Genomic DNA, 18,732 nt, shown 5'->3' on the forward strand with positions numbered 1-18,732 from the left:
GCCTGAACGCGGCGGTCACCGCTCGATTCTTGGCGCAACACGGCGATTCGAGCAGTGCCGAGAACACCCATCGTTGACACTTGATCGACCGGAGCATAAGGAGGAGCCTCACGATGCTCGACAGAGCGAGACGCGACAGCGTTCGGGCGGCACTCAACTCATGGGACAGAGCCGCGGTCAAAGCGACCGTCGACGAAGCCGACGTGCTCCAACAAGAGTTCGTCGAACGCTTTCCCATTTCTGAATGGCGCACGATGCCGCTGTCGGAATACGCGCTCGGGCAGTCAAACCAAGACACGGTGTCTTGGTGGGTCGAGTACAAGACGAAGCCGGCAGGGAGCATGAAGGGAGGGTCGGCGTACAAGCATCTGATCTTCCGCTCCGCGGACGGAAGGTGGCGTTTCCCCACGGAGTACGAGGATGTCGACCAGGCCTGGGCTGCCGTCCGAACCGGATTCGTCGAGATGCTCGACGCAGCGGACCACGGTCGTATCGAGGACGCCGACGATATCAAGGTGCTGACCAGTGCGCCCGCGTTGAGAGCCAAGCTGCTGTACCTGTACTTCCCCGACCTCATTCCGCCAGTGGCCTCCAAGACTCATATCGACCATTTTCTGCGCGCGCTCACCAAGGATCCAGAGCCGACCGTCGTCCGCGCGAACCGACAGTTGCTCGCCGCCCTCCGCGATATCCCTGAACTCCAGGGCTTGACTACGCAAGGACTCGGCCAGTTCGTTTACCACTGGAACAATCCGACGACGTCCCACCGCGTGGTGAAAATCGCCCCAGGAGAGCTGGGGCGGTACTGGCGGGACTGTCTTTCTGGCGGCTATATCTGCGTCGGTTGGGATGAGGTCGGAGATCTGTCTCACTACGGAAGCAAGGAAGAATTCCGGGAGAGTTTCCGCAGCTTCTACCCCTACAACGGGGTCGAACAGCAGGTTAGCCGAAAGGCCAACGAGCTGTGGACGCTCATGGAACTTCAGCCAGGCGACCAGGTCATCGCCAACAGAGGAACCAAGGACATCCTCGGGGTCGGAACTGTGAACGAAGTTGGATACAAGTGGCGGCCGGACCGCGCAGAGTACCGTCACACCCTCGGGATCGATTGGGACACCTCGAAAGCCGGGGAGATCCCTCCAGTCAAGGCGTGGGCGACCACCACCATCTCCAAGGTTGCCCCCGCGCTGGCCCGCCAGATTCTCGGCACCCCGGCGGAACCCAGATCCATCGCCGACGATCCGCAATGCCTCGAGATCGAAGCTGCACTGAAACGCCGAGGCCAAACCGTGCTGTACGGCCCACCCGGAACCGGAAAAACGTATGTTGCGCGCCGCGCAGCCGTCTGGCTTGCCGCCGGCGGGCAGGCCAACTCACAAGCGAATGCTCTATTGAGCGACGAGGCAGCGCTTCGCGCTCGCGAACAACAGCTGATGGAGCCCAAGGATGGCAGGCAGTGCGCGCAAGTCACCCGAGTGACCTTCCATCCTTCCTACGCGTACGAAGATTTCATCGAAGGGTTCCGGCCACAACAGTCCACCGATGGGACGCTGCAGTTGAAGCTCACCGACGGGATCTTCAAGAAGGTTTGCCGGACAGCGGACGCCGACCCCGCCAACACCTACATCGTCGTGATTGATGAACTCAATCGCGGCAACGTCCCCAAGATACTCGGCGAACTGATCACCCTGATCGAAAAGGACAAACGGGGCATGACCGTTCAGCTTTCACAAAGTGGGGACAAGTTCTCGGTGCCGCCCAATGTGTTCCTGATCTGCACCATGAACACCGCGGACCGAAGCATTCACCTGCTGGACACCGCGTTACGCCGACGATTTCAGTTCATCGAGGTGCTTCCCGACAGCAATCTCCTGGAGGGAAGGACCGCGGGAGCGCTTGCCTTGGATACCTTCCTCGATGGACTGAACGACGAGATTTCTCGAAAGTTCGGTCGAGACAAACAGATCGGGCATTCCCTCTTCTACCAGGATGACGAGGTGATCGACAGTCCCGAAGAGTTCGCCGCAGTGTTCCGATACGAGTTGCTCCCTCTGCTCCAGGAGTATCTCTACGACGACTACGCCGCGCTCGCCGATCTGCTCGGCGAAGACGTTATCGACTCATCCTCTCTGCGAATCTCGGATGCTGCCGAAGACCCTGCCGAGCTATGCCGGCGGTTGGCTGGCAAGTTCGGCAGCGCATCTGCTTAGCCATGCGTCAGACCGTCGAACTCGCCGAATATGAATCGCGCATCGTCCGGTTCGGCAAACCGACGAGCGATGATCAGAGCTTGGCCGCGCGCTTATCCCGTGGCGGTGACCTCGGAGCCCGTCTCGACGTGCGGTGGCTGGCAGGCGGTCGCGCAGAGGTCAAAGCGAATTCGTGGGTCGGTGTCGCACAGTTCTCCAATGTTGATGTTCGCGTAGTTCCCAAGATCGTCGGCGGCCCGTTACGCGTCGTCGAGATGATCGAGTACTCCGCAGGGATCTCGCTCCTTGAACGGATTCCGGAAGCCACGCTGAATGCTTCTGGTAGAGATCTTTTCGAACTTATCGTGCGGCTTTTCGTTGAGGAGACGAATCGACTAGCGCGGGATGGCCTCAACCGAGACTACCGACAGACCGAAGAGACTCTGCCTGTCATGCGGGGCCGCCTGCGCACTCGAGAACAGTTCATGCGGCAGTACGGAACCGTCCATCGCCTCGAATGTTGCTACGACGAGTACGACGGTGACATCCCCGACAATCAGATTCTCGCGCAGGCGCTCGCCGCGGCCTCGGCACACGCCCTAAGCGACGGATTGCGTGCGGACTTGGCGACGTTGGTGCGCCTGTTCGCCTCCGTCTGCGATCCGCCTAAGCATCGAATCGATTGGTACACCGGCAGAATCCGCTACAACCGCCGCAACGAGCGCTACCGGCGTGCGCACGAACTCGCGACCCTGGTGATACAGGGTCTCACCCTGGACAATCTGCTCGACACTTCCGCGCAGAAGGTGGATGCCTTCTTGATCGACATGAATGTTATTTTTGAGCGGTTCATCACCCGGTTGGTGACCGATGCGCTGAAACGAACCGAGTTCTCGGTCTCTCCACAAGAGTCCTTTCGCGCAGTCGTGATCAACGAACGAACCGGCAAAACCTACGGAAGAATCCGGCCCGATCTAGTCATCAACGACCATGCCGGCAACCGCTACCCCGTTGACGTCAAGTACAAGCTATACAGCGAGCAAAAGATCAGCGCGGACGATATCTATCAAACTTTCCTCTACGCATACGCTCTCGGCGGAGATCGGGACCAGGCGACCGCGGGACTGATCTTCCCTGCAACATCGTCCGAGCCGGGGCCCAGAATTCGCATCCAGCGGGAGAACAATTTTGCGGTGGCCGCCCGCATCCTGAGCACCGGGGTGGACGTGCCGTCAGTCCTGTCGGCGCTCCGTCGACACGACCCCGATCTGACCTACGCCGCGATTCGCGGATTCCTTCGCGAAATCCTCAGGCAACCCATTTCCCCAAGGTGGACCCAAGTCTGATCACCGAACGTCAATGGCCGCACTTGACTCCAGTCAGCAGCGGTGACGGTTTTCCGGTCCACAGGATGGCCAGGCGCTCGCGCGCCCGCGAGCCGGCGACGTAGAGCACCCGCAGGACCTTCTGCTCTTCCTGGTCGCGCTCGAGGCCGGCCAGTCGACTCAGGTATGCGGGCGGGAACGAGGTAGACCCGAGCCGGGCCAGCGCAACAGCTCTGTACTCCAGCCCCTTCGCGCGGTGCATCGTCATCACACGAACGACGTCGCCCAACCGTGTCTCATCGGTATCCCCGTCCACAATCGATGCCGCGACTCCGCCGGCGTTAAGCGCACTGGCTACCTCGCGGACATCATTCCTCTCGTACACGAACACGCCGACGTCCGAAGCGGAAACGCCCTCGACTTGCCAGTCCCTGATCTTCGCGATCAAGCCGTTGTTCTCCGCAGACACGGACTCGAAGCCCAAGAGCTCTGGAGCAGGGCCGCTGAAAACCGATCGCGCACCAACCAGACTGTCTGCGCCGGCGTCCAGATCGTCGATGTCAGCCGGCGAGATCGAGAGGACCCACTCGAGGATCTCTCGGCTCGTCCGGTAGTTCACCGTAAGGCGACGTGATCGACCACGGGTTTCGATCCCGAACCGCGAAAGCGGTGCAGGCTTACCGTAGATACGTTGGTGAGCGTCCCCCACGATGAACATGTCGTCGGTATCTCGCGGGACCAGTGCCCGCAGCAGATTCCAATGGACGGGATGCAGATCTTGAGCTTCATCGATGACTGCGTGCCGGTACCGGAACTTCCGCGCCAAACTCTGGTCTGCTGTCAACGCAGCCGCCGCATTCGCGGCTATCTCCGTGAAGGTCGTCAATTTCCGCGACTGCATCAATTTCTGAAACCTCTCGATCGCGGCCCATACATCGACCCGCTCGGAACGGCTCAACCGCACCAACCGCCCAGCTCGGGGCGCACGAAGGTACCCAGATTCGTCAATTATCGCGTTCCCCAAGACCACGTAGGACCACTCATCTTCGAGGAACCGATGGTCCCATTCTCCGATGCATCCGCGGGCAGCGATCCTCCAGAGTTCGTTCGTTTGGACACTCGAAACAACTTTCATCGAATTCACCAAAGTTCGACCACCGGGGGTTCCGGCCAGCACCGCGCGAGCGAGGGCATCGATGTTGGTGGTGTGTACGCGGTCAGTGACTCCGGGGCCCGCGAGCTGAACAAGCTGAACTTCAATCGCGTTCGCCAGGTTCCTTGTGAACGTGGTGAACAACACGCGGACCTTCGCGTCGGCTCCGGCCGCGCTCAGGCGATTAGCGAGGAATCGCGCTCGGTGCACTGCAGTGACGGTCTTCCCAGTCCCGGCCCCACCGGTCACCCGAAACGGGCCATTCCAGCCCTCGTGCCGCGCAAGCTTGTGCTGAAGGGGGTGCAACCAGATTCGCCATGCCGCAAGGTCGCCGGACAGCATCGCCAGTAATTCATCAGGATTATCGGTGTCGATGGGAGCGAAGCTGGCGCGGGATACCTCGCGATCGGCAGCAGCACGAAAATCATCGGAATCGAATGCGCCGGGAGACTGGGCCAGGAGCTCGCTCCAGACATCCTGCGGATCCTTGCCGCTGACGAGCTCGAGGATCGCGAACCCCTGGTTGACGGGGAGCGCATCAACCAGATGGTACAGAGCGTGTTCGTCTGCAATCTTCTTCAGCTCGACAGCTACGTCCGGAGACACACCGAATCGTTCCAAGTCTGCCTGACTTACGGTGGCGGGGACGATCGGGGCTGCGGCTTCCTCCGGGCGAGCATTCTCGATTGCGGTAGAAACGGCAATGGGGTCGAAGATTTCAGCTGCGCCTACCTTCTTGTTGACTCCGACCGAAACGGTCTCAGCGAACTTGTAGGCCTCGTCATGTGGCTTGACCGCAACAAGGTACAACCGTGAAATATCCTCCCTCGCACCGGCATTCACCAGAACAGCACGGTAATTGTCGGTCACGCGTGCCGTTCGAACCCTCTTGTCCGCAGCGCCTTTCGGCTGCTTGAAATCCAGTCCAGGAGCCTCGGGGTCCTGCTGGATCTTCTCGAGGAACTGCATCATGCGTTTCAGAACACCGGCGTCTAGCCCCGAAGAAGACTTATGGAACAGTTCGTGAAGGACGACTTCAACCTTCATCCCCACTCCTTGTCGGTGGAACGCCTTGCACCGCATCATCCTTACGACTGCGCACGCTCGATAAACTCACTGAACAGACCCATCCCCTCGCCGCCTTCGTCGTGTGTCCCGAACAGGAGGGCACGGTCCAGGAAAGAGTTGTTCATCTCGCAGGAGGTCTCGGGTGCCAACACGCAGGCATGGCATGCCGCGAGATTGAGTCCACCAGATCCCGAACTCACCGACTCGATACAAACTGGGTCCGACGAGCACCACGACATCCTCTGCAGGCCCTCGCTGAGAGCCGCACCAAGACGCTCAGGTTCCGCCATCGAGGCCACTCCGCCCAAGCTGCCCGCCGAATCCGAACTTGCGGTGTAGATAAGCAGTCCAGCAATCCTCTCGTCGACGAAAAGCCGCTCACGCAAAGCGGCAGCAGGGTAGCCGGCGTCGAGCGACAACTGGTCGATGATGATGTGCGACAACGTGTGGATGGCAACCTTGACGATGTCGACTTCGGATTTGTCGCGGTTGTAATCGGCCGAAACACGATCAGAAGTCTTCTGGAGCAGGCGTCGACGTTCGGTTGCGAATTCACCGAAAGCCCAACTGTCAAGTGCAGGTCGGTCGAAAGCCATGAAGACACCTTCGCCGATTACCTCGATGGCGGGCAGCCAGAACTCCCGATCACGAGACAACGCGCACAGTTTCTGAACCGGACCGGATGGGTCCGGCGCACCGTCGAGACGCGTGAACCCTTGTAGAGCACGGACTTCACGCAGCCTGGTCACCTTCCGAACCGCCGAAATCAGCGATTCAAACCCGGCTGGGACCTCGCGATGGAGGCAAACGAAATCTGATCCCAGGTCGCCTTCTTCGCGACCTTCGACAAGCGCCTTGAACTCATCAGCACGGAGAATCTCCTCGGTCACCGGATCGTCTCCGTCAAACTCGCCGTGGCGTCTGTCGATTTCACCCTTGATCTGCTCGACAGTGAAGCGGCCCTTCGATTTTGCGGCCAGCCCATTCAGCACCGGCGGGATTACGGCTGCGGGGTCCTTGACCACATCCCATTCGCGGGAGACGAACTTGGCGAGGGCCTCCGAGTACGGAGGGATTGAGATCGAAGAGCGCACCGCCGGGAACCAGACGTTGGACGCACCGCGCTGAACAACTCTAGGAATCTGATCGCAATCCTCGTGGGTATCAAGCCCCAACCACGGCCGAAGGCCCCGGCAGCGTCCGTATGCCGCCAAGGATCCGGCAGTGATCGCACCTTCCAGATTGCGGTCATCGACGCCACAACCGCATGTGAGGGTGAGATCCGCGAGTGATGACGTTCGACCGAGCGCATTGAGCTTCATCACGTGGTCTTCCGAACGGATCTTTTCCTTCTGGTCGTTGTGCAGCCATTCGAAAACCGGAAATTCGCTCACATGCCCATTGCGGCACGCGGCAATCAGGCGAAAGGGGTTCAGGTCAACCCCGTCCTCCTTGCACCGGGCTTTGATCGAGTCCTTGGACAGCTTGGACAACGGCCCAATCCGTCGGCACTTCGGACAGACCTGGGTGTATGGATACCGGATGACGGGAACATCCCGCCTACCGCCTGCCGGGGGTGCCTTGAGTTCCGACACACCGAGAGCCCTGGCCAGACGCGGCTCCTCGATCGTTTCGGCCTTCTCAACCTTCCACTCGTGCAATCCCGCAATCATGAAGCTGGTTGACTCCGAGGGGAACAGACCACCGACACCGTACGTGCTCAGCAGCTGACTACGTCGAACCTTCGCCTCAGTCATCGCGGGACCTTCCTGGCTGGAATCTGGAATAGCGCGCTCTCGGCGTCAACATCCCGCATGCTCTGGGGTGTGGGCCAAGGTGTTTCGGAAGTGTTGTACTCGATGCCCTCGACGTTGGCCAGCGCTGTGTCGGCGGGGATGAGCAATGAACTGTCCCAGTCCTTGCTGTCCCGGTAGAGCATCTCCGGGTTCACGTCGGCCGCTTCGGTCCACACCCGAATCAAGTCGTCAATCTGCCTGCGGGCGTCTTCGGCCTCGTCATAGCCCGTGACGGCGCGCGCACGTTCCGCGAGAAGTTCCCCGATCTGGGCCAACTCGTCGTAGCGCTCAGACGCCCGTCCGGCCTGACGGTCGTGAGCAAGGTCGTCGACCAGGACTCGGGTAAGAGCAACCAGTACGCCGTGCAGCGCACGGTCGCGCGCACGAGCCGCAAAAGGTGTCGCACTCGTAGCTTCCACGGCTCGGTACAGTGCCTGGTGAAAGGGAACAAAGTTTTCGTAGTGCGAACGATCCCTGGAGCGAGCGGAATTGAAGATCGTGACCACAAGTCCGGGATGCTTTCGCCCGACCCGGCTGGTCGCCTGGATGTACTCGGCGCTGGATTGCGGCTGCCCCATCACCGCCATGAGTCCAAGCCTGTCGATGTCGACACCGACCGAAATCATGTTCGTCGCCAGGACCACGTCCATGGCTCTACCGGACGCGACATCGTCCTCGAGCCCTTTCAACCTCGCCGGGATCTCCGCCGAGGGAACTCGACTGGTGAGTTCTTCCGGCGGTCGAATCTCCCGCGGCGAGACTTCGTTTCGACCCGCCACAACCCGGAGCCTGTCCCGAACGTCATCCTGGACCTGCAGACTGGCGCTGCCAAGTACTCGAAGGCTGTTGAAGTATCCCAACAGCGTCCAGTAGGGATCACGGATTGCATCACCTCCGGGCAGGTCGAGGGCGGACTGCAGAAGTGCAGCGTAAACACGGACCAGGAGCGTGGCATGGCTCGTTCCCGGGGCCATGACGCCGACATACTCTCTGGTCCCCAGTTGATCCCTTGACGCCGGCTCAGCGAAGAACGATTCGTCGGGATTGACGCCTGGCGGAGGAAACTGCTCGGCTCGTCGACGAAACACCGCTTTGATCTGATGATCCGCGCGACGGATCGTCGCCGTCGATGCAATGATCTTCGGCCGTCCACGCACCACGCCTTCCGGCGTCACTTCGGAACAAGCGGCGTCGATCGCCGTTTCATACAGTCCGACCATCGAGCCCAGCGGACCAGAGATGAGGTGCAGTTCGTCCTGGATGATCAATGACGGTCTCGAGCCAACTCCGTCACGCGCGAACAGCTTCCGTACGTCCTCGCGCCAGCACATCTGGGCGAACTTGTCGACAGTGCCGAGAACGAGCTCCGGGCGCACACGGTAGACATCCTCATCGACGACGTAGGCCGGCAGACCACCGCCGAAGTCGCACGCACCGTTGCGACAGGCGATGTTGAGTCGCTCTTCGGGGCGCTTCAACACCTCGTAGTTCGATACATCCAGTTTCTGCCCACACCAGGGGCATTGGGTGAGTTGGACCGGATTCTTCTCATTGAGTTCCTGATTGCCCCTGAGTGCGTCGAGTGACTTCCGCGCATCCACGAGCGTATTCGGTGTTGCCCCGGCGCCAACCCACAGACCGATGGAGAACGGTCTGTGTCCCAGATCTCGTTCCGAGATTCGCATCCGCTCCAACGAACACATCAACATCGTCGCACGTTCAAATTGCTGAATCGTCAACAGCCGCAACGTATACCGCATGATAACGGCCACGCCGGACGCACCATCATCCCTGATTCTACGAAGCAGGATCGTGAAAGCCACCAAGCCGAGATACGCCTCGGTTTTGCCGCCGCCCGTGGGGAACCACAAGAGGTCCGCGATATCCCGGTCCTCATGGTTTGCATCAGCCAGGCCCGGCAGGTTCAACAGAATATAGGCGATCTGGAACGGCCGCCAAGCTTGATCGACTCCGGTCGGCACGGCACCCACGGAACCCTCGCGCACCCAATCCTGCCGGGCTCGCTGCGTCTGCATCGCCTTATTGGCGAGCCGAAAGGCACGGCCGACGTCCTTGTCGCTGACCACGAGGTCGATTCCACTTTGAATGCGGTCTGCCGCCTCCCGAGCCTTCCGCAGATGCTCGCCCGCAACACCGGAGAGACCTGGCTCCACACCCGCCACGCCCCTGGTCACATCATGACTGAGCTGTTCAATCCAGGCCCGGTACTCGACGACCAGACCTCCGAGATTCTCTGCCAGCTGCTGATCCGATGCTGTGCTCAGGAAGGACATCCGTAGATCGACATCGCTTTTGAGTGCGCCCGGCTTCGCTCTGGCCACCTCCTGTCGGGGCACGAAGGTGGACGCCACCCGTCCAACGGTCTCGCCTGGTGACTCGCCGCCCCATTCGGCGGCACAGCCGTGGCCCACTCCGTATACGCGCGCGTTGCGATACAACAGCGCCGCCGTCCGCAGATCGGCATCATCGCTCAGAACCCCATAGGACGAGCGATCTGCAATCGCCTGCTCAGGCGATGTGATCTCCAAGCCCACCTGGAACCAGGCGTATCCGTCACGGAACTCGCCCTTCGGCACCTCCAACAGGTTTCGCAGAGCCACCGAAACAGCTACCCGACCGTTCTTCGGAGTGCGCGCCAGGACGTACAGCTCCAGTCCTGGCGCGATCTCCATTCTCCTCGCCCCAGGCGCAGAAACATTCCACTCGACAGGTTCGAGGCCCAATGGCTGCCTCCGCCATGCGTCCGGCTTGGCCCCACGTCGCATGCGAGACGGTTCGCCTCCCGCCTCCACTGCATCACGTCCAGACGGCAGGTACTTCGCAGCAGCAACAGCAATCTGCACGTTCGTCGCCAGCGACAAGTCGACGGAGAAGGTTAGGCCCATCGATGTCGGATATCTCATGAGCGCCTGAGAGATCGGACTATCACCATCGCTTTCTTCATCGGCCTCCCCGCTGTCGGGTTCCGCAGCCTCCTGCAGTTCGCCGTCCACCGGCCACAAGACGCCTACGACGTAGCGGTCCAACGGAAGGTCTGTGATGACCTCCTCAACCCCACTCGCCGGCCCAACCAGATCCCCGATCAATTGATCGATGAGTCCATCCCTGAACTCATACTTCTGCGCAAGATCATTCGTCATTTATGCCTGCCCCTCAGGTAGTGGAAAGATCGGGCTCTGCCAGCCCGGTTACTCGTGGAACAAGCCAAAAGCCGCTTCGTCCGGCGCCAACCTTCTCGCATTCTGCCGGGTCACCCGCGACTGTTTCGATCGACGCAAGCGACAGTCCCTCGATGAGCTTCGGCCGATTGCGCAGCCAGTGGAAGTAGTGGTGGAACTCAACGCCAAAGGATTCACTCGTCCGTCCGATGAACTGGTCGTCGCAGTAGAGCAGGTACGACGGCGTCGTCGACAACGCCGAGGCAGGGTCCAGTCGGGCGATCACCGCTGATCCAACAAAATCGGCGTTCAAGAGCAACCCCTGCACATCGCGTGCATTGGTCTTCCGCGACGATGCCGGTGCCGTTACGTAGACGTCGTCGTACCGAAACTCGATGGCACTCGTGTACCTGCGCCCTCTTTTGCCGTACTTCTGTTCGGTGAAACGACCGGACCGCCGCTTATCCGGTCCGACTGCTGACTTCGATTCCATCGCGCTGCAAACGTAGATGGAGTCTCTTGCTCGGCTCAGTGCGACATAGTCCCGACATACCCGGGGCCATATCCCTTCATCGTCGGGCCTCCAACCGGGTTCGATGATGAAGACCCGGTCGAACTCAAGCCCCTTGGCTCGATGAATCGTCGACACAATCACCGAACTCTCGTCCGGTTCGGTGAGCGGAAGCGCCAGGTTTCGCGCCTCTAGGACACGACGCAGGCGCATCAGATCGAGCGAATCATACGAGCGTGAACCTCCTTCAGCCGCCTTCAGATCCATCCATCGTTGGCTCACCCCTTCGGATTCCAGTACCCGGGCAAGCGCTCCTTCAACGTCTGATCGCCAGACCTTGGTGCCGGACAGGCCTCCGAGTGCACCTGCAATCCACCGTGCCGCACCGAAATCCTGAGCTTGGCGCCGTACTGCATGCGCGACGGACTGCCGATTCAGCGCCCGCGAGACTCGGAGAACATCCGCGTTCGTGGTGCAGAGCACAGCGGTGGTCTTCTCATCCGAAGAACCGACCCGCCCGCACCATTGGTCAAACGCGCCCAGGTAGGGAGCATCGTCCATCAGTTCATCGACGATATCTTCAGCTTTGCGCGCGTCATGTGCGTCATACGCTCTTCGCAACGCGCCTGCCTTCGCGACCACGTGCTTCGGATACTTACCTCGCGCACGGTAATTCGCACCAAGCCCGACTTCCTCACACTCGAAACGGCTGCGGAGGACCCCGAACACGTCCTTCGAAGAAGTCTTGCTGGCAGACTCCTCAATCTGAAAGTCATACACCCCCTGCAGGGGGTCGCCGAGAGCGGTGATTCCGGCCGCTCTATCCAGCCTCTTCATGAGTGCCAGAACGAAGTCCGCGCGGTCTCCCACCAGGTCTTGAATCTCGTCAATGATTATGTGCTGCAACAGTTCTACGGCGGGCGGGACTTCCTCCGACTCCTCCAGCAATCGAGTCGCGCGGCGAACGCGGGCTTCGTAGCTCCCGACAGCTTCGACGTCGGCGTCTAGGAGCAACAATCCCGCGAAGGAATCGAATGTCCGAACATTAGGCGTCGGGACATCGCGGAGGTCGAGGCGCTTCTTGACCGCCGACACAGCTGCCCGCGAGAAACTCAGCACCAACAGTTCGTTGGTTTCCAGGCTCTCATACCGCGTGAGGTGGTCAATCCTGCTGACGACAACCTCGGTCTTGCCCTGGCCGGCACCTGCGATGACGAGCAACCTTGCGTCAGGTGCGGCCTCGACGACATCTCGCTGCTCATCGTTGAGTTCGACATCATCGGAGTTCGATTCATTCGCCCACCGTTTGAGCCAACGCATTTTCGAACTCACCCCCCTCGGAGTCGACGATGTCCTGGATGCTCTGATACACGATGCTGTGCCCGAACTCGATAATGTTGTCAAGCATGTTGACAATCAAGACTTCTTCGGTGCCGCCGTTCTTGGGACCTCGAAGCCCCCTACCGACCATTTGCTGGTAGCGCACTTCGCTGCTTGTCGGCCTGGTGATATAGACGGCGTCGGTCTTGGGCGCGTCGAAACCCTGTGACAGCACGGCATAGTTTGTGAGCACCTTCAGATCGCCCGCTTTGAACCGTTCAATGGCCGCCCGGCGGTCCTCCGGGCTGGTGTCCTGATCGATCGAGGCGGCGGACCTGCCGCTCAGCGTCAGGAGTGTCGCGAGGGTTTGTGCGTTCTCGACCGAAGCAGCGAAGACAACGATCTGCCAATCCGCCGGCTTCTTCAGAATCGACTCGACGATGGTCCGCGTGCGATCCTCATCGCGGCCGAGCCGAGCCTCGGCACTCTTCGAAAGCCACCCTTTCGATCTGAACTCTTCAAGTTCGTGATCGGCAAGGTCGATCGAGATTCCGTCGATGATCTCGAGGCGGGCGTGGGCGAGCACGCGGTCTCTCTGGAGTCGCACCTGCGGGTGCTCGTCACCGAACACCCCTTCGTCCAGGCGGTTGTCGTCGAACCTGCGCAGCAGCCGCTCTGTCTCTTCGCTGTCCCGGCGTCCGCGAAATGGCGTTGCAGTGAGCCCGATCAAGGGCTGGTCCCGTTGCCGTGTCCCACGCTGGAGCCATTCCAGAATGCTTGTGTAGGAGGGCGTATAGGCCCCGTGTGCCTCATCGATGATCGCGATAGGAGCCTCAGCCAACCAAGCGAAAGACTCGTTTCCCACTGCCCTCTGCTTGATTTTCTGCCATGTTGCGACGACAACCTGGACCCCGCCCGATTCTTCCTCCATCTCATAGTTCGACCAGAATCGGCTGAGAATCAATTGGGTGTCCTGACGTCCGACGGCACGCCACAGATATGACCAGGTGTCGATCGCCTGCTCGCAGAGCTCCTCACCGTCGGCCAGCCACAGGATCGGTCCCGCAAATGGGCCGTCCTGAGGGCCGTCGAGTTGGCCATCTCTGATGCACTCAATGATCGTCTGCACGGTCACCCGGGTTTTGCCAGCACCAGTTGGCAACGACACGATGCCTCGGCGCAGGCCATTTCCGGTCAGCAGTCGCTTGAGCCGCAACGACACTTCCTGTTGGTAGTCGTGCAGCGCATCGAGTTGGGTCGGGCCATCGACGAACTCCGTCGGCTTGTTTCGCCTGCCGCCTCGTTGGCCGGCCCACTCCTCACCGAAACCAAGACTCTTGACCCATTTCCGCGTGTTGTAAGAACCGGCCCAAGTGGATGGGACGTCGTCCGGGAGCTTGTCCGAGTCGATCTTGGATGCTCGTTCCAGGGCGCGTACCCCTAGCATCGTGATACAGAGTTGCGCCAACTCCATGCCGTGCGGCTCAACGGAGCCCTCATTTTCCAAGTAGGTCAGGGCCGATTTGGGGATCAGCGCTTGGAGTCGGTCTTCGCCGGCCAGCATCAACAGCCGCTCAGCATCCGTGGATGCTCCCCTGATCTCGCGGATCCGCTTGGAGTTTCGACGGCGCTGCAGGGTATCCATCAGCATCGCCACCTGTTGATCGGAGTCGTCGCATAGCAGTTGCCCCAAAACCTGTTTCAAGATCGCGGCCTCGCTGCTCCCGGTCACCAAGATGTGCTGGCCCTCGATGCCGGCCAGGCAATCAACCCTCATCTCTGGTTGCCCCGGTACCGCAGCCACCTTGCTGATCGACAGGCACTTCTGCAACTTCAGGCCATCGAGGTCGTCAACGGTTTCGAGAATGTTCAGGACGGGAAACACGTCGGTCAGCACTTCAGGGTCGGCACTCGTTTCGTAGGAGTACGCAATCGGGAGTTCCCGACCTTCGAGGCAGTCCCAGAACTCGCTCAAGGTATGGACGTCCTCGGCAGCTCCCACCACTACGCAGGGGATTCCGAACTCATCGAGAACTCTCGATTCATCAATACCGTGGACGACGGCAACCTGGCTGGTCTGCACTTCTTCCCATTTGCCACGACAATGAACCCACAAACGTTCAGGAGGCGCATCGGTACGAAGGGTCCAGCACCACCAGGCGTAGGTTTGACCGACACGTTCGACGTCGTTGCGAGCCACATGTGTCTCGACAAGAGCGCCGAATGCCCTCTCGTCGAGATCGCCGATGTCTTTCTTCAGGTTCAGGACGGTTTCCATGTCGGTGGTGAGCACGACTTGTGTCACCGAGGGAACCAGGCCGGTCGGGATTCCCGGCACCTCGGGGACAAAGGCTTCCGATACGGGCATCGGCCCGAGCGTGGTCGGCAGCATCCCCGCCAGGCGTACCCACCAGATTTCAGGAGCGACGTACTGCCCGGATTTCCGCACACTAGGGTGACTTACCCCAACCCTGGGCACCTCGATCTCGTTGATGACCGCCGTGCTGAGCGCAACCCTGTTCGTGACGCTCAGATTCGGCAAACACTCGAGCGGGCCGAGAAGGTTGTCGATCGTCTGAATCTGAATGTTCTCGCGGGCGGACTGACTGAGCGTCAATGCGTCACCGATGTCGTCATGGACGGTTCGTCGGTACTTCGAGAGCCACTTTTCGGGGACAGACCTACGGGATCGGGTCGGACGAGACCGAAGGCCCAGAAGGTACAAGATCGGGTGATCGGCTGCGTGATAGTTGCCATCGACCAGATAGTCGCCATCTTCCCGAATCTGCCTCAAACAATCGCCCGGGACGTACAAACTCCCGGGAAGCACCCAGCGTCCATGGCCGTTACGAACACAGACGATCTGCGCGGCGCGTCCCTCGAGCACTCCATCGAACGCTTCCTGAACTTGCTGGAGGCCGGATCCGCGCATCGCCATCCACAGCTCGTCCCAGTCGACCGTTCCCGTCTGCCGAAGCTGCGTGAGCAGTTGGAGCATCTCTCCGCCATCTTCGAACGGAGTTACCCCAAGATCTTTCAACGCCGCTTCGGTCGAAGGACGACCGGCCACTCCGGCATCGACGAACGAAGTTCCGGACTGTGTCGGGTTCGTCCGGAGGAAGCATCGGCCACGGACTGGCTGCGCCAGCGTGCCGTTTTCCAGCAGGACAATTCGCGAGTCTCGGATGTCCTGCTCCGCATTCCTCGCGTTGGGATCGCGGTTGACGCCCAGTTGACCGGACAACTGCGCGGCCAATTCGATCGCGGCCGCCGATTGGTCGGCACCCGGTTGAGCCACTACCGATTGCAGCCAGTGCTGCACCCTTCCCTGTGTTGCCCTCGGCCGATCACTGTCCTGCATCAGGCGATCGACCTTGGAGCGCCGCTCATTACTCGTGGTGCAGTCCGGGTGCACCCACTCTGAACGATTGCCGGTTACCTCCAACCAACGACCCGCGAGTTCGGTGGTCAGCTCCGGAATACGACGAACGACACTCGGTGACCTGAGTTGCCCGTCCAGGTCCGGCAGGCACCGCTTCTCCCTGAGCGTCGCGAATACCGGTTCATTCAGGACTCTGTCAGCCCAGCTGCGCGCTTCCTTGCCGCGCGCGGGGAGCACGTCGATGTACCTTCCGAATGCACCGTTGCCGACCAGCTCCTTGCGGGCGCCGGCAACCAACTGCGGTACAACGTCCACGAGCAGTTCCTCGTTGAAGGCACATTCGATGACGTTGATGCGGTCGTCCGACAGTTTCCAGGGTGCGTTCAGTCGACCGCTCAGGGTGGTTTCGGATTTGACCGGGAAGTAGGCAGACAGCTGGCCGATCTCGACACGACCGGTAAGGGGCAGAGCCCAGCTGACAGTGACGGAGTCACGCCGCGCCGCGTGCCCCGCAGACTCCAGAGCACGTTCAGAAGGTTGATGCTCCTTGGAGACAACCAGGTACTGCCGGTCACCACCTTCTGTCGTCAATGTGACGCGGTTGCCTCGTTTGGAAGCTTTGAAGTGGCGTTCATTGCCACCCAGCTCGTCAACGAGGTCGAGAACCCGCACGTGCGGCGCGAACAGATTGAAGGATTCGTCGAATTCCTTGATCTCTTCCGAGAGCTGTTCTGCTGCGCCTTCCTTCAGCGGGATCTTGATGACTGTGATCGCCCATCTGCCGAGTTCCGCCAGCACGGGATCACCCTGAAACTCCACGGCAGGACTCAGCGGCCACGCAAGTCGTAGCGCCGGAACATCGTCCGGATCGAAGTGACGGCCCAGTTCTTCGGAAAGGGATGTGGCCGTTTGGTTCCGATGGAACTCGAACGAAACACTGCGACTGAAGATCTGGGGATTGTCCGAGATTCCACTGATCGACTTGAAGCCAAGTCCGAACCGACCGATCTCCGTGCCTGTCTTATTGGACAGATGGGTATACAAGAGAGCTCGGAGCCCGCTCTCTTCGAACGGCTTGCCTTCATTCGCAACGTAGAGGGTATCTGCGGTGAGCGTTACCTGGGCGCGGCCAGGAGCCCTTTGCAGCGCGTCCGCGGCGTTCTGGATCAGCTCCTGGATCTGCTTGCGGCCATATCCCCCCTCAGCGATGCCGCGCTCCTTGCCGGCGTCCTCCTCAACACGGTTGAGGTCTTCTTTGTAGACGCGCACGCACCGATCGCGATGGTCATCGACGAATCCCTGAAGTGCGGGATCTGCATCGGTCCATCCCCTGACCATCATTGACTCCCCCGCAGCTCATCGACTCAAGTAAAAACTGGACACAGACAATTCTCATGCCGTTAGGAAGTTCTATCACCCGTCTCCGACACCGAAGCCCGGCCTGAGGAAACGCGCTGCCCCTCAGATCGCTGCGCTCCTCAACCACCGACACACAGGGTCCCGGGGACACTTGGGACGGACTGTCACCTAGGCCGGCTAGCATCGCATCATGGCGTCGGACAGCACGAAGGTCGATTCCTCTGATCGGATCATCGACCTGTTCGCCGGGCCGGGGGGGCTCGACGTGGGGGCAGCTTGGTTGGGCATTCCGGCGACGGGCATCGAGTCCGATGAAAACGCCTGTTCAACACGGTTGAACGCCGGTTTGGGCACGGTGCTCGGCGACGTCCGCAATTTCGGTCCTGACGACTTCGCGGACGCGACGATCCTGACCGGGGGGCCTCCGTGCCAGACGTTCACCGTCGCAGGATCCGGCTCGGGGCGCCGGGCGCTGGACGAAGTTGTCCGCCACGTCCATGAACTCGAGACCAGCCAGCCGACCCACCGGAAGCACTCGGACTTCTCCGACGATCGCACGGCCCTGGTCCTCGAGCCCCTGCGCTGGGCTCTCCTTGCCGCTCGCGCAGCGAGGCCGTACCGGGCCATCGTGCTCGAACAGGTCCAGACCGTTCTTCCGGTGTGGGACGCCTACAAGGAAGTATTGGAACGAATCGGTTACAACGTGGCGGTGGGCACATTGCGGGCTGAGGAGTATGGCGTTCCGCAGACCCGACGCCGCGCGATTCTGGTCGCCCGGCTCGGCGATCAGAAGGCGCTACTGCCGGAACCGACGCACACAGCGTTCAGGAAGGGCGCTCCCCAGCAGGAAGCTCTTGATCTTCAGCCATGGGTGTCGATGGGCAAAGCACTGCGCACTGGGTCAGCATTCACCGTCGTCTCCAACTACGGCAGCGGCGGCGATCCGAAGAAGCGCGGGGAACGTCATTCTGCCGAACCGGCGGCCACGGTCACCGGGAAAGTCACCCGGAACCGGCTGCTGCATGCGAACGGCGAGGCGACTCGCCTGTCTCACCATGACGCAGGCATCCTCCAAACTTTCCCCCGGGACTATCCATGGTCGGGGAAGGACATCGGCCAACAGATCGGCAACGCCATTCCGCCACGCTTGGGGGTTCACATCCTGGCCGCTGCATTGGGCATTCCGGTGGACCCGGTGGAGCTCGACCGGGTCGTCCACTCATCTTGGGAGGCCGGACGCGAGAACCCGATACGGCCTACCGGTCCAGAGCTACAGGAAGCAGCCGACGCGCGGGCTTGATCAGCAGCTGTTACTACGCGATCTGATCAGGGCGATGTGTGCGCAGATCGCGTCGGCGACGCTCTCCGGATCCTCGTGCTCCCAAAAGCGGAGCACTGTCCATCCCCGGGTGGCCAGCTCCTGATCCGTCCGCCGGTCGCGCTGCACGTT

General features: G+C 60.8%; 8 protein-coding genes. 3 read left to right on the forward strand and 5 right to left on the reverse strand.

Features of this window, described 5'->3' with window-relative positions:
* Positions 1-113 precede the first annotated feature (113 nt).
* Together L2Z93_RS14155 and L2Z93_RS14160 are read left to right on the forward strand one after the other, a co-directional pair.
* On the forward strand, positions 114-2,210 hold the full coding sequence (locus L2Z93_RS14155) for an AAA family ATPase (protein WP_128111821.1): 2,097 nt from the start codon (positions 114-116) through the stop codon (positions 2,208-2,210).
* 2 nt (positions 2,211-2,212) lie between these two features.
* On the forward strand, positions 2,213-3,535 hold the full coding sequence (locus L2Z93_RS14160) for an McrC family protein (RefSeq protein ID WP_162562048.1): 1,323 nt from the start codon (positions 2,213-2,215) through the stop codon (positions 3,533-3,535).
* Between the two features lie 10 nt (positions 3,536-3,545).
* Here the strand turns inward: L2Z93_RS14160 and L2Z93_RS14165 are convergent, their stop codons facing one another.
* The 5 genes from L2Z93_RS14165 to L2Z93_RS14185 are packed head-to-tail and all read right to left on the reverse strand — an operon-like array spanning position 3,546 to position 17,192.
* The gene (locus L2Z93_RS14165; protein WP_090593842.1) at positions 3,546-5,714 is read right to left on the reverse strand and encodes a UvrD-helicase domain-containing protein; all 2,169 of its coding nucleotides are present in this window, start codon (positions 5,712-5,714) and stop codon (positions 3,546-3,548) included.
* Positions 5,715-5,755: 41 nt separating this feature from the next.
* Positions 5,756-7,492, reverse strand: coding sequence for an MrfA Zn-binding domain-containing protein (gene drmB, locus L2Z93_RS14170; RefSeq protein ID WP_090593824.1), 1,737 nt, complete (start codon positions 7,490-7,492; stop codon positions 5,756-5,758).
* A complete protein-coding gene (locus L2Z93_RS14175) occupies positions 7,489-10,692 on the reverse strand; it encodes a helicase-related protein (protein ID WP_099541394.1) in 3,204 nt (1,067 codons plus the stop codon). Before L2Z93_RS14175 ends, drmB begins: the two co-directional genes overlap by 4 nt.
* A gap of 13 nt (positions 10,693-10,705) precedes the next feature.
* Complete coding sequence (locus L2Z93_RS14180; RefSeq protein ID WP_090593845.1) at positions 10,706-12,541, reverse strand: UvrD-helicase domain-containing protein; 1,836 nt, start codon at positions 12,539-12,541, stop codon at positions 10,706-10,708.
* Positions 12,513-17,192, reverse strand: coding sequence for a DEAD/DEAH box helicase (locus L2Z93_RS14185; protein WP_234786304.1), 4,680 nt, complete (start codon positions 17,190-17,192; stop codon positions 12,513-12,515). The genes L2Z93_RS14180 and L2Z93_RS14185 overlap by 29 nt, the downstream gene beginning before the upstream one ends.
* 280 nt (positions 17,193-17,472) lie before the next feature.
* On the opposite strand from L2Z93_RS14185, the gene L2Z93_RS14190 reads away from it, so the two are divergent.
* Positions 17,473-18,582, forward strand: a complete 1,110-nt coding sequence (locus L2Z93_RS14190; protein ID WP_090593848.1) for a DNA cytosine methyltransferase — start codon at positions 17,473-17,475, stop codon at positions 18,580-18,582.
* Positions 18,583-18,732 lie beyond the last annotated feature (150 nt).

This window comes from Mycolicibacterium brumae (assembly GCF_025215495.1).
GTDB classification, from domain to species: domain Bacteria; phylum Actinomycetota; class Actinomycetes; order Mycobacteriales; family Mycobacteriaceae; genus Mycobacterium; species Mycobacterium brumae.